This is a genomic window from Phenylobacterium sp. (assembly GCF_036821595.1).
Taxonomy (GTDB): domain Bacteria; phylum Pseudomonadota; class Alphaproteobacteria; order Caulobacterales; family Caulobacteraceae; genus Phenylobacterium.
In genome coordinates, this window is the sequence record NZ_DAISJG010000060.1 from 1 (window position 1) to 12,717 (window position 12,717).

General features: G+C 69.4%; 11 protein-coding genes and 1 tRNA gene. 7 read left to right on the forward strand and 5 right to left on the reverse strand.

All coding sequences use genetic code 11. The features are described from left to right. A partial coding sequence (locus V7Z97_RS16895; protein WP_334164607.1) for a helix-turn-helix domain-containing protein occupies nucleotides 1–182 on the reverse strand: 182 nt, incomplete at its 3' end. A gap of 76 nt (nucleotides 183–258) precedes the next feature. Between V7Z97_RS16895 and V7Z97_RS16900 the strand changes: the two genes are divergently transcribed. Beyond that, a complete protein-coding gene (locus tag V7Z97_RS16900; RefSeq protein ID WP_334164608.1) occupies nucleotides 259–537 on the forward strand; it encodes a hypothetical protein in 279 nt (92 codons plus the stop codon). Here V7Z97_RS16900 and V7Z97_RS16905 read toward each other — a convergent pair. Continuing rightward, complete coding sequence (locus V7Z97_RS16905; RefSeq protein WP_334164609.1) at nucleotides 534–893, reverse strand: DUF6285 domain-containing protein; 360 nt, start codon at nucleotides 891–893, stop codon at nucleotides 534–536. The two genes, V7Z97_RS16900 and V7Z97_RS16905, sit on opposite strands and share 4 nt — an antisense overlap. Further along, nucleotides 890–1,885, reverse strand: a complete 996-nt coding sequence (locus V7Z97_RS16910) for a phosphotransferase family protein (protein WP_334164610.1) — start codon at nucleotides 1,883–1,885, stop codon at nucleotides 890–892. The genes V7Z97_RS16905 and V7Z97_RS16910 overlap by 4 nt, the downstream gene beginning before the upstream one ends. A gap of 114 nt (nucleotides 1,886–1,999) precedes the next feature. On the opposite strand from V7Z97_RS16910, the gene V7Z97_RS16915 reads away from it, so the two are divergent. After that, nucleotides 2,000–3,343: an acyl-CoA dehydrogenase family protein gene (locus tag V7Z97_RS16915; RefSeq protein ID WP_334164611.1), complete on the forward strand. Its 1,344-nt coding sequence runs from the start codon at nucleotides 2,000–2,002 to the stop codon at nucleotides 3,341–3,343. Here V7Z97_RS16915 and V7Z97_RS16920 read toward each other — a convergent pair. Further along, nucleotides 3,340–4,752 (reverse strand): Mur ligase domain-containing protein, encoded by a 1,413-nt coding sequence (locus V7Z97_RS16920; RefSeq protein WP_334164612.1) that lies wholly within the window; start codon nucleotides 4,750–4,752, stop codon nucleotides 3,340–3,342. The genes V7Z97_RS16915 and V7Z97_RS16920 overlap by 4 nt on opposite strands. 392 nt (nucleotides 4,753–5,144) lie before the next feature. Here V7Z97_RS16920 and V7Z97_RS16925 point away from each other — a divergent pair. The 3 genes from V7Z97_RS16925 (at nucleotide 5,145) to V7Z97_RS16935 (ending at nucleotide 8,174) form a co-directional block, all read left to right on the forward strand. Beyond that, nucleotides 5,145–5,220 (forward strand) — tRNA-Asn (locus tag V7Z97_RS16925). A 294-nt stretch (nucleotides 5,221–5,514) separates the two neighbouring features. Beyond that, a complete protein-coding gene (locus V7Z97_RS16930) occupies nucleotides 5,515–7,620 on the forward strand; it encodes a M10 family metallopeptidase C-terminal domain-containing protein (RefSeq protein ID WP_334164613.1) in 2,106 nt (701 codons plus the stop codon). Nucleotides 7,621–7,736: 116 nt separating this feature from the next. Then, a complete protein-coding gene (locus V7Z97_RS16935; protein WP_334164614.1) occupies nucleotides 7,737–8,174 on the forward strand; it encodes a group III truncated hemoglobin in 438 nt (145 codons plus the stop codon). Nucleotides 8,175–8,178: 4 nt separating this feature from the next. On the opposite strand, the gene V7Z97_RS16940 is transcribed toward V7Z97_RS16935, so the two are convergent. Then, nucleotides 8,179–8,619 carry a VOC family protein gene (locus V7Z97_RS16940; RefSeq protein WP_334164615.1) on the reverse strand — a complete coding sequence of 147 codons (441 nt, stop codon included), beginning with the start codon at nucleotides 8,617–8,619 and terminating at the stop codon, nucleotides 8,179–8,181. Between the two features lie 240 nt (nucleotides 8,620–8,859). On the opposite strand from V7Z97_RS16940, the gene V7Z97_RS16945 reads away from it, so the two are divergent. Next, nucleotides 8,860–9,930 carry an efflux RND transporter periplasmic adaptor subunit gene (locus V7Z97_RS16945; protein ID WP_334164616.1) on the forward strand — a complete coding sequence of 357 codons (1,071 nt, stop codon included), beginning with the start codon at nucleotides 8,860–8,862 and terminating at the stop codon, nucleotides 9,928–9,930. A gap of 28 nt (nucleotides 9,931–9,958) precedes the next feature. Continuing rightward, nucleotides 9,959–12,717: efflux RND transporter permease subunit (locus V7Z97_RS16950; protein ID WP_334164617.1), on the forward strand; the 2,759-nt coding region annotated here is incomplete at its 3' end.

A 12,717-nucleotide genomic window follows, 5' to 3' on the forward strand; every position in this document is an offset into this window, starting at 1 on the left:
GTCGGCGGGTCGTCCACCTCCTCCATCTGCGGGAAGATCTCGCGGACGGCGTCGCGCATGCGCTCGGCGGTCCGCCGGCCGACCCCGAGCCGCTCGGCGATCTCATCCAACGTCAGCCCCTCGGCGGTGCTCGCCAGAAGACGCGCAAGCTCCAGCAGCCGGCCGGCCTTTTCGTGCCTCATGACCTCTACGTCCGATTCTGTCGCACCGGGAGATCAAAACCGAAACCATCGAAACCCGCAAACGGAGTTCGGACCGATGGCCAGCTACCGCCGCTTCAAGCCCCGCATCGCCCGCCCGATCGAGGATCCTCGTCTCCCGCCGCCGCCGGCCGCCGTCGTCGACGCCGTGCTGCGCTATCACGACCGGGAGGACGAACAGGGCTCGGGCTTCACCCTGCTGCGCCTGTCCCCCGAGCGGATCCGCCAGCGCGAGGTGAAGACCGCGCTCGGCGCCCATGCCGCCCGCGCCGCCCGCGTCTCGATCCTCTGGAACGAGCGCGAGAGCGAGATCATCCGGGTCCTGGAAGCCGCCTAGAGGCTGCCCTCGTGCCGGTAGCTCGGCTGGTCGATGGCGAGCTGATCGAGCGCGATCGCCTTGAGCGCCGCCAGCAGGCCCGGCGTCTCGGGCGTCAGCTCGCCGGATCGGATGCGGGCGCAGAGCTCGGCGTTCAGCTCCTGGAACGTCCCTTCCCGGCCCAGCACCTTGCCCATCTTCTCCGTCGCGCGGGCCTCGGCGGCCGGGCCCTGGGTGAGCTCGCGCACGATTGTGTTCATGGCGTTGCCGGCGACCCGGGCCAGGAAGCCGTTGCGGGGGTCCAGGGTCGGGCGGATCTGCTCGATCCACAGCCCCACGGCCTCGGCCAGCTCTTCGGTCCGCGGATGGGTGATCACAGGCCTTGCTCCATCAGGACGACCAGGTCGGCCTCGGTCTCCGAGACCCGGCGGCCGATCATCGGCCGTTCCACCGACTTCTCCACGCCGCTCTGCCAGCTCAGGTACATGGTCAGGCACATGACGCCCCAGCGCAGCGACCCGAACGCCTGCCAGAAGCGCACCCGCGACAGGGGCACGGGTCGCCCGCCCGCGGCCTCGTACCCCGCCAGCAGGTCGGCATAGTCGCCGAAGCCGCCGACCGGGCGGTCGGGCCGGCCGAAGCGCCAGGAGTTGGTGCAGATCCAGCCCATGTCCTCGGCCGGATCGCCCACGTGGGCCAGCTCCCAGTCGAGCACGGCGGCGACGCCGGCCTCGGGGTCGAACATGATGTTGCCGTTTCGGAAGTCGCCGTGAAGCAGCACCGGCTCCAACGGCTCGGGCAGATGCCTGCGCAGATGCTGGAAGGCCAGCTCCAGGATCGGCCGCTCGGCGCCGGTGGCGCGATAGACCTCCTCGTAGCGGTCGAGCTCGACCCGGGCGTCGGAGACCTTCAGGTCGAGGCCCGGCGGCGGCGGAGTCGCATGGATCTTCGCCAGCACCTCCCCGCATTGGCGCGCGAGCCTCGGCCGGACCGCGTCGAAACGCGGATCGGAGACGATCTTGCGGCCCAGGGTCTCCCCGCCGATCCGGCCCATCACATAGGCTTCGCCCAGGCCGTCGGCGTCGTCGCACAGGTGGCGCACCGGCGGCACCGGCGCGCCCTGCGCTCCCGTCGCGCGGATCAGCGCCGCCTCGGTGGACAGCGGGATCGAGCGGGCGGTCTCGGGATCGAACGGCGCGGTGCGCCGGCGCAGGATCAGGTCCTCGCTGCCGCCGGGGCCCTCGATGGCGAAGGCCCAGGTCTCCATGCTCGCGCCGCCCGACAGCCGCTGGGCGCCGGTGGCCCGGGCGTCGGGCCCCGACAGCCTCTCGGCCAGGCGGGAAAGGGCCTCGGAAACCTCGCCGCTCATGACCCGACGGAACCTCCCAGATGGTCTAACCTGCCGATCTGGCGGGCTGACCTGCGGCTTGTAAATGCTCCCCCGGCGTCAAGCTCCGTCCAAGAGCCATACGAGGGAACGCCCATGGACTTCGACCTGCCCCAGGATCTCGTCGACTACCTCGCCGAACTGGACCGGTTCATCGACGACGTGATCATGCCGCTGCAGCGGCAGGACGATAACGAACGCTTCTTCGACCATCGCCGCGAGCATGCCCGCACCGACTGGGATAACCAGGGCCTGCCGCGCCACGAATGGGAGGAGTTGCTCGCCAAGGCCCGCAAGCTGGCCGACGAGGGCGGCCACCTGCGCTACGCCTGGCCCAAGGAGATGGGCGGCAAGGGCGGCTCCCAGCTCGCCATGGCGGTGATCCGCGAGCACCTGGCGGCCAAGGGGTTGGGCCTGTTCAACGACCTGCAGACCGAGCACTCGATCGTCGGCAACAACCCATTCGTGCTGATGTTCAAGGAGTTCGCTACCAACGCCCAGTACGAGCGCGACGGCGACAAGCTGCTGAACGGCGGCATGCGCACCGCCTTCGGCCTGACCGAGCCCAATCACGGCTCCGACGCCACCTTCATGGAGACCCGGGCGGTCCCCCACGAGAAGGACGGCAAGGCCGGCTGGCTCATCAACGGCGAAAAGATGTGGACGACGGGCATGCACGTGGCGACCCACGTGATGGTCTTCGCCCGCACCTCCGGGAAGGACGGCGACGCCCACGGCATCACCTGCTTCATCGTGCCCTCGGACACGCCGGGGGTGAAGGTCGAGCAGTACATGTGGACCTTCAACATGCCGACGGACCACCCGCGGGTGAGCTTCACCGACGTCTGGGTGCCGGAGGACAGCTACTGGGGCCAGATCGACCGCGGGCTCGGGCTTGGGCAGAGCTTCGTGCACCAGAACCGCATCCGGCAGGCGGCCTCGAGCCTGGGGGCGGCGCAGTTCTGCATCGACGAGAGCGTGAAGTACGCCCGGGAGCGCAAGCCGTTCGGCAAGGCGCTGGCCGAGAACCAGGCGATCCAGTGGCCGCTGGTGGAGCTGCAGACCCAGTGCGAGATGCTCCGCCTGCTGATCCGGAAAACGGCCTGGCAGATGGACCGGATGGAGCACAAGGAGGTCGAGAAGACGATCTCGGACAAGGTGTCCATGTGCAACTACTGGGCGAACCGGCTGGTCTGCGAGGCGGCCGACCGCGCCATGCAGGTGCATGGCGGCATGGGCTATTCGCGCCACAAGCCCTTCGAGCACATCTACCGCCACCACCGCCGCTACCGGATCACCGAGGGGTCGGAGGAGATCCAGATGCGCAAGGTGGCTGCCTACCTGTTCGGCTACCTCGGGCCCAAGCGGCAGCAGTTCAAGGACGCCGAGGCGGCGAAGGGCGACGGCGAGTACGTCCAGCCGACCCCGCCCAGGCCTTAAGCGGCGGCGGCGTCCGCGTAGAGAGCCTCGAACACCGGCGGCAGGCTGTCGGGCAGGCCGAGCAGCGGGCCTGAGGAGAGCAGCAGGACGACTTCCTCGCCGCTGAGCGCGCTCAGCGCCGCGGTCGCCTCGTCGGCCGTGCGCACCCCGTCCACCGCGATGCCGGCCGCGGCGGTGCGGGCGAGGATCTCCTCGAAGCTCGACTGGTTGTGGCTGGCCGCCCCGTGGCTCGGCGGCGGCACGATCAGGGCCCTGGCGACGCCCGCGAACACCGTGTCGTACCACGGCAGGGCGTCGCGGTTGCGCCACGAGAAGGTGTGCGGCTCGAAGACCACGGTCAGCGGCCGGGTGGGATAGTGCAGCAGCATGGCCTCGATGGCCGAGCGGGCCTTCTCGTAGGACGAGCCGAAGCCCTCGATCACCGGCACCCGGGAGGCGGCCGTGAGCCGGTCGAGGCGGCGGCGGATGCCGGCGAAGCTGGCGACCGCGCGGATCAGGGCGGCCTCGGAGACCAGGCCGCGCTCCAGGACATAGGCGGCGACGCCGACGATGTTCTCGATGTTGTGCTCGCCGAGCAGGGTCGTGGCCATGGCGATCCGCCGGCCGTCGGGCGCCACGAGGGTGAAGCGGGTGGTCTCGCCATAGACCACGTCCTCGCTGAACCAGCCGGCGCAGGGGGCGGTGTCGTACCAGACGATCCGGCAGGCGGCCTCGCCGGCGACGGCGCGGATCGCCGGATGGTCGCGGGCGACCAGCAGGCCCTCGGCGGGCAGCAGGCGCAGCAGCTCGCGGAAGGGATTCTCGTAGTCGGCGAAGGTCGGGAAGACGTTGACGTGGTCGTGGATCAGCGAGGTCAGCAGGACGTCGCGGGGGTGGTAGAGCACGAACTTCGAGCGATGGTCCGCAGGGCCCACGATGTACTCGTCGCCCTCCAGGATGACCTCGGGCGCGGTTCCCCAGTGGCCGGTGGCCGGCAGCGAGGGCGAGATCGCGCCGATCATCCAGCCGGCGTCGCGGTCGGCCTCCTTCAGGACGTGGGCCATCAGCGCCGTGCAGGTGGACTTGCCGAAGGAGCCGGCGACCACGGTGTTCAGCCGGTCGCGCGTCGCCTCCCCCACCAACTCGGGGAAGGTGGTGACCTTCACCCCGCGGCGGCGGGCCTCGGCCACCTCGGGATTGTCCTCGCCGCCCAGCTTGGCGCTGGCGCCCAGCACAAGCACGTCGAGGTCGCCCGGCAGGTTGGCGGCGTCGAAGCTGCGGTGGAACGGGAAGCCCAACCCCTCCACATAGGTGGACATCGGCGGGAAGACGTCGGCGTCGGAGCCCGACACCTCGTGGCCCGCGTCGCGCATCATCAGGGCCACGGCGCTCATGCCCGCGCCGGCGATCCCCGTGAAATGGATGCGCATCGCCGCCTCCCTGGCCGTCATCGATTCGTCGTGGAGTAGCCGATCCGCCGGGCCGCTCCAATCGGGGGCGACAAAGCGCGGCGCCGCGTGGCGCAGCGACAGTAGGCGCCTTTTGCCGGGCGGGCCGATTCCGAAGACTCGCGTTCGCCGGGCGGGGCTGATTCCTGCCCGAAATTAATCAATGTTTGGAACCGTTTACCGACATTAACGACCACTTAACCAAGCAGGCAGATTCTATGAATGTCTTCCTTGAAGACACCCCACCATCACCGACTTTATTCAGCCCGGCGCTCGCGCCGGGCTCTTTTTTCGCCTGCGCCCCGGCGTGTCGTCAGCCCCGCTTGCGCCCCGGCAAATCGCATCGTATATGCGCCGCCTCTTCGACGGCCTGATCCCGGATAGCTCAGTTGGTAGAGCAGTCGGCTGTTAACCGACTTGTCGCAGGTTCGAGTCCTGCTCCGGGAGCCATCGAGACCCTCCAGACATCAGTCGACCGGCGCCACCGTCCCTGCGGACGATGCGACGGGTCGCGATCGCGGCACAGCTGAACAGCGGGAAACAGTTCTTTCGCGGCCGAGGTTCCGCGGGGGAAAATCTTGTCGCGATTGGGGCGGACGCGCCCGAAAACGTACCGAGTCCGCCGTAGTATCGCCTCAACTCCTGCCATCCTGAGAACGTTGTTCTCGTCGGGGTGGGGCCGTTCGCGGCGAGGGGGCTCTCGTCCGTGATCGTTGCGTGCCAACGCCCAGGACGAGAGGAAACATGCGCGAATTCTACGTCGACGACGGATTTGGGCCCGAGGGCTCGACCTACGGCTACGCCACCCCCTTCACCAGCTCCGCGGCCGCCGACTTCGGCGCCCAGCTGAACTGCGGCTGCCCGTCGTGCCTGCGCACGGCCTTCTACCGCGACGCCTCGGGCGAACCCCTGGGCCAGGCTCCGGCGAAGCCCTCGCTGGCGGCCCTCACCGCCGCCAACCTGGTGACCGACGAATTCGGCGCCGACAGCGCCACGGCCGGCGCGCTCACGGTCAACGGGCCGCACGTGATCTCGACGATCAACGCACCGGGCGACTTCGACTTCTTCAAGGTGACGCTGAAGGCCGGCGAAACCTACGACTTCAGCGTGCTGGCCAAGACGGCGGGCCCCAGCGGCGTGCCCCTCGCCGACGCCTTCGTCGAGCTCTACGATTCCGCCGGCAAGCTGGTTGGCCTGTCCGACGGCGGCGCGAACACCACCCTCAACCAGCTCAATTCCGGCTTCGACGCGGTGCTGACCTACACGGCCACCGCCGACGGGACCTACTATGTGAACGCGCGCGCCTTCGACCAGGACGCCGCCAACGGGACCGGCGGCGACTTCGTGGGCGACTACGAGGTGTTCGTCACCCAGGCCGACCCGCGGACCGCCTACAAGCCGCTCTACACCCTCGAAAGCCCGCTGCACTCCATCGACTGGGGCAGCCAGGTGGACCGCACCTCGCGCAATCCGGACGGCGACAACGGGCCGCGCGACAACGGCTCGACCTTCACCGGCGTGCTGTCGAACCCGACCTACGGGGTCGAGGGCAAGAACGTCATCACCTATTACTTCGCCCGCCAGGGCGACCTGTTCGTGGACAGCAACCCGCTGACCCCCGGCTCCACCGACACCATGCTGCAGGTGAAGGACATGGCCGACTGGGAGAAGGCCGCCTTCCGGGCCGCCTTCGCCGAGTACGAGAAGGTGGCCGACGTGGTCTACATCGAGGTGCAGAACCGCGCCGAGGCCGACTTCAAGCTCATCACCTACCAGGGCACCCCGGGCGTCGGCGCGAGCCTGCTCGGCCGGATGAGCCCGCCCAACGAGGAGAACGAGGGCCAGGCGGAGTTCAACGCCGGCGACGCCCGCTGGACCGAAGCCGGCCTGCAGCAGGGCGGCTTCTACTTCCCCACCCTGCTCCATGAGTTCGGCCACGGGCACGGCCTGTCCCACCCGCACGACACGGGCGGCCGCTCGAGCGTCATGCGCGGCTCGGACGACGGCAGCGTGATCGGCGGCGGGACCGCCGAATTCGGCCTGAGCCAGCAGGTCTTCACGATCATGTCCTACAACGACGGCTGGACGCTCTCGCCCTACGGCCAGCCGAAGTCCGGCGGCGTCACCGGCACGGACGTGGAGCACTTCGGGTGGATGGGCACGCTGGCCCCGCTCGACATCGCCGTCCTGCAGGACAAGTACGGGGTGAACGAGGAGTACGCGACCGGGAACGACGCCTATGTCCTGAAGGACGTCAACGGGCCCGGCACCTTCTACTCGGCGATCTGGGACGCCGGCGGGATCGATTCGATCACCTACGGCGGCGACCGCGACGCGCGGATCGACCTGCGGGCGGCGACGCTGAAGTACGAGGAAGGCGGCGGCGGCCACGTCTCCTACGCCCACGGCATCCACGGCGGTTTCGTGATCGCCAACGGCGTGACCATCGAGAACGCCGCCTCCGGCGGCGGCAACGACACCCTGAACGGGAACGCGGCCACCAATGTGCTGAACGCCGGGGCCGGCGACGACCTGCTGGCCGCCTTCGGCGGCGACGATCTGCTGACCGGCGGCTCGGGCGACGACACCCTGAGCGGCGGGTCGGGGGCCGACCAGTTCTGGTTCGATCACCTGTCCGGCCGCGACGTGGTCCTGGACTTCGAGCAGGGCGTGGACCGTCTGGGCCTCGGCGGCGATGCGCCGGACAGCTTCGCGGACGTGACCATCACGGCCGAGTCGCGGGAGGGGGCTGACGGGGCGCTCGTCACCTGGGGCGACGGCTCGCAGTCTGTATGGCTCAAGGGTGTGGGGGCCACGTCTCTGACAGGCAGCGACTTCCTCTTCGCCTGACCGGCCGGGGCGCGCGGACGCGAAGGACCCGCGCGCCCTCTCTACGTAGTCGGCCGGAGTTCGATGCGGCGGCCTGGAGGCCTATATGTCCCTCCCCGTCCGCCGGAGACCGCACCATGGCCGAAGACCGCGCAGCCCTGCGCGCCCGCATCGCCCCCGGCGCGCCGGTGGGCGTGACCGAGGAGATGATCCACGCGCTGGTGCACAGCTTCTACGACCGGATCCGGATCGACCCGGCGCTGGGGCCGGTCTTCAACCGGGTGATCACCGACTGGGACCCGCACCTGGAGCGGATGTGCGACTTCTGGTCGTCGGTGATGCTGATGACCGGACGCTTCAAGGGCGCGCCGATGGCCGCCCACGTGCGGATCGAGGGGCTGCGGCCCACCCACTTCGCCCGTTGGCTGCACCTGTTCCGGCAGGCGGCGGCGGAGCTCTGCCCGCCCGAGGCCGCGGCGGTGTTCGTGGCCAAGGCCGAGATGATCGCCCAGAGCCTGCAGCTGGGGATCGCCGCCAGCCGGGGCGAGCTGCCGCCCGCCCGGGCCGCGACCTGACGCCTTACCAGGCGCCCACGTTCGGCATCGACGCCCAGGGCTCCTGGGGCGGCTTGCGCTCGCCGGCCTGCAGCAGCTCGATCGAGATGTTGTCGGGCGAGCGGACGAAGGCCATGTGGCCGTCCCGCGGCGGGCGGTTGATGATGACCCCGCCGTCCTTGAGGCGCTGGCAGACGGCGTAGATGTCGTCCACCGCATAGGCCAGGTGGCCAAAGTTGCGACCGCCCTCGTAGACCTCCGGGTCCCAGTTGTAGGTGAGCTCGACCATCGGCGCCTTGCGCTGGCGGGCCAGCTCCTCGTCGCCGGGGGCGCAGAGGAAGACCAGGGTGAAGCGCCCGCCCTCGTTCTCGACGCGAGACACTTCCTTAAGGCCGAGCTTGTTGCAGTAGAAGTCGATCGACGCATCGAGGTCCGTGACCCGGACCATGGTGTGGAGGTATCTCACCGGAGGGTTTTTCCTTTACTCTGTAAACTGTGCGACATAGGGTCACGCGGCGTCATCAGGCCGGGCGTGCTGCACTCGTGGCCGCGTGGCCAGAATAACCGTCCTCCCCGTCACCTGTCCGCGATTTCATTTGCACTCGCGTAACAGTGGCATCACAAGCGCCGGACACCATGAGGTGAGAGCCGGCGCGCGGGCGGGGCCAACCGCGCGAGCCAGGGGCTCGGGGAACTGCTTATGCGAATGAAATCGCAACATATTTTCGTCATCGCCGTGCTGGTGGTGGTCGTCCTGTTCTTCCTTGTGCGCGGCCTGTTCGGCGGCGACGAGAGCAGCACGGCCCAGGCCAAGGCGGCCGCGCCCGCGAAGGCCGGCGAGGCGCCGAGCGTGCAGGTGAAACTGAGCCAGGAGACGGTCCGCCCATTCGAGGTGGTGCTCCGCGGCCGGACCGAATCGGCGCGCGCCGTGGTGGTCCGCTCCGAGACCGCCGGCGTCGTCGCCCAGACGCCCGCCCAGGAAGGCTCGCTGGTCCGCAAGGGGCAGGTGCTGTGCCGCCTGGCCGTGGACGCTCGCCAGGCCACCCTCGACCAGGCCCGCGCCAACCTGCGCTCGCGCCAGCTGCAGCGGCAGGCGGCCGCCCAGCTCGCCGAGAAGGGCTACCGCTCCCAGACCCAGGTGCTGGAGGCCCAGGCCGCGCTCGACGCCGCTCAGGCCCAGGTCCGCGCCGCCGAGATCGCGCTGGCCCAGGTCAACATCACCGCCCCGTTCACGGGCGTCTTCGACAAGCGCGACGCCGAGGTGGGGACCTACCTGTCGCCCGGCCAGCCGTGCGGCACGGTGCTGGAGCTGAACCCGCTGCTGGTGGTCGGCGACGTGCCCGAGACTGACGCGGCGCGGCTGAGCGTCGGGGCGCCGGCCAGCGCGCGGCTGGTGTCGGGCCGGCTGCTGAACGGCCGCGTGCGGTACGTGGCCCGCGAGGCCGACCCTGCCACCCGCACCTATCGCGTGGAGATCGCCGTGCCCAACGGGCAGATGGACGTCCGCTCCGGCCTCTCGGCCGAGCTGCGGGTCGGCGCGGGCGTGGGCGCGGCGCACCTGGTGCCGGTCTCGGCCCTGGTGCTGGACGCCGCCGGGCGACAGGGCGTGCGCTACGTCCTGCCCGATACCCGCGTGGCCTTCGCGCCGGTGACGGTGCTGGAGGAGACGCCGCAGGGCATCTGGGTCAGCGGACTTGCCGGCCCGGTGCGCGTAATCACCGTCGGCCAGTCCTTCGTCGCCGACGGCCAGAAGGTTCGCGTCGCCCAGGCGCAGTAGCGCCGAGCGACCGGGGAGACGGTAAAGCATGATCGGTCCCTTGATCGATGGAGCCATCAAGCGCCGCAAGGTGGTGCTGGGCGTCACCCTGATCGCCGCCCTGTTCGGCCTGTTCGCCTACCTGTCGATGCCGCGCGAATCCGAGCCCGACATCGACCTGCCCTACATCTCGGTGGTGGTCCCCTATCCCGGCGTGTCGCCGGAGGACGCCGAACGGCTGCTGGTCAAGCCGCTCGAGGTGGAGCTGCAGACCATCCAGGGCATCAAGTCGATGAACGCCGTGGCGCGCGAAAGCGTGGCCGTGGTGACCCTCGAGTTCGAGGCGGACTTCAACAAGGACAAGGCCCTGGAGGACGTCCGGGCCCAGGTCGACCTTGCGCGCGGCGAATTCCCGCCCGACGCCGAGGAGCCGATCATCGAGGAGGCCAACTTCTCGGGCGAGCCGATCATCGGCATCGTGATCTCCGGCGCCGCGCCCGAGCGCGAGCTGCACCGGGTGGCGCGCGGTCTGAAGGAGCGGCTGGAGGGCACGCCCGGCGTGGTCGAGGTCTACATGAGCGGCGGCCGCGAGGAGGTGCTCGAGGTCACCATCGATCCGCTCAGGATGGAGGCCTACAACGTCACCACCGGCGAGCTGGCCCAGGTGATCGGCCGCAACAACCAGCTGGTGCCGGCGGGCAGCCTGCGCTCGGGCCCCGGCCAGTTCGCGGTGAAGGTGCCGGGCGTGGTCGAGGACCCCTCCGACATCCTGGCCCTACCGATCAAGAAGAACGGCGACCGCGTGGTCACCGTGGGCGACATCGGCGACGTCCGCCGCACCTTCAAGGAAGCCGGCTCGATCAGCCGCTTCAACGGCCATCCGGCCTTCATCCTGGAAGTGTCCAAGCGCGGCGGCGCCAACATCCTCGACACGGTGAAGACCGTGAAGGGCGTGGTCGAGCAGGACTCGGAGCGCTGGGCGTCCACCGTCCAGGTCAACTACATCTACGACGAGAGCGAGTTCATCGGCCGCACCCTGGTGGTGCTGGAGAGCGGCCTGATCTCGGCCAGCCTGCTGGTCATGCTGATCATCGTCGCCAGCCTCGGCATCCGGCAGGGGCTGATGGTCGGCCTGGCCATCCCCGCCTGCTTCCTGCTGGCCTTCATGATGCTCAACGGCATGGGCGTGACCCTCAACCAGATGGTCATGTTCGGCATGGTCCTGGCGGTCGGCATCCTGGTCGACGGCGGCATCGTGGTGGTGGAGTACGCCGACCGGAAGATGGCCGAGGGCCTGACCAAGGAGGAGGCCTTCGCCGCGGCGGGCAAGCGGATGTTCTGGCCGGTGCTGAACGGCACCCTGACCACGCTCTGCGCCTTCGTGCCCTTCATGTTCTGGAACTCGATCGCCGGGAAGTTCATGAGCTTCCTGCCGCTGACCCTGTTCTTCGTGCTGGGCGCCTCGATCTTCGTGGCCCTGCTGTTCACCCCGGCGCTCGGCTCGATCTTCGGACGCAAGGCCGCGGTGGACGAGGAGCACCTGGCCGAGATCATGAAGTCCGAGCACGGCGACCCGCGCGAGATGAAGGGCTTCATGGGCTGGTACGCCCGCGCCCTCACCTATCTCGGCCAGCGGCCGACGCGGTCACTGGCCGCCGGCGCCCTGGTGGTCTTCCTGATCGCCTTCTGGTTCGCCAAGACCCCGCACCGCACCGAGTTCTTCCTCGAGCAGGACCCGGAGTTCGTGGCGGTGTTCGTCAAGGCCCGCGGCAACCTCTCGCCGGAGGCGCAGAACGAGCTGGTCGGTCAGGTGGAACGGCGGCTGACCGAGGTGAAGGGCGTGGAGTCCTTCTACGTCCGGGCCGGGGGGTTCACCTCGAACGGCGGGCCGAACTCGGCGCCCAACGACACCATCGGCCGCATCCGCGTGGACTTCGTGGACTTCGAGGAGCGCAAGGCGCTCGGCCTGCGCGGCAAGGACATCGAGAACGAGATCCGCAACCGGGTGCAGGATATCCCCGGCATGCAGATCGAGGTGCGCGGGCCGCAGAACGGGCCGCCGATCGGCAAGGACATCCAGGTCCAGGTGCAGAGCCACGACCCCGCGGCCCTTAACCGCGCCGCAGACCTGGTGAAGGCCAAGCTGGCCTCCGACCGGCAGCTCATCGAGCTGGAGGACAACCGCACCTCGCCCGGCATCGAGTGGAACCTGGCGGTCGACCGCCAGGCCGCCGGCCGCTACGGCGTCGACGTGCTTTCGGTGGGGCAGACCATCCAGTTCCTCACCGGCGGCGTGCTGATGGGCCGGTTCCGGCCCGACGACGCCGAGGAGGAGCTGGACATCCGCGTCCGGTTCCCGGCCGAGGCGCGCAACGTGGCCGCGTTCAACCAGCTGAAGATCACCACGCCGCAGGGCCCGGTGCCGCTGAGCTACTTCATCAAACGGGTGCCGGCCCAGCAGGTGACCCAGATCCAGCGCCGCGACGGCCAGCGGATCGTCATCGTCCAGGCCAACGCCGCCGAGGGCGTGGCGGCCAACCAGAAGATCGCCGAGCTGAAGCCGTGGCTGGAGACCGCCCCGCTCGACCCGGCCGTCACCTGGAAATTCGTCGGCGCCGACGAGGAGGGCCAGGAGGCGGCGGTGTTCTTCATGGTCGCCATGGCCGCCACCCTGTTCATGATGTTCGTGATCCTGCTGTGGCAGTTCAACAGCTTCTACGGCGTGGTGGTGACCCTCTCGGCGGTGATCCTGTCGACCATAGGCGTGCTGCTGGGGGTGCAGGTGAACCTGCTGCACACCTTCGACTA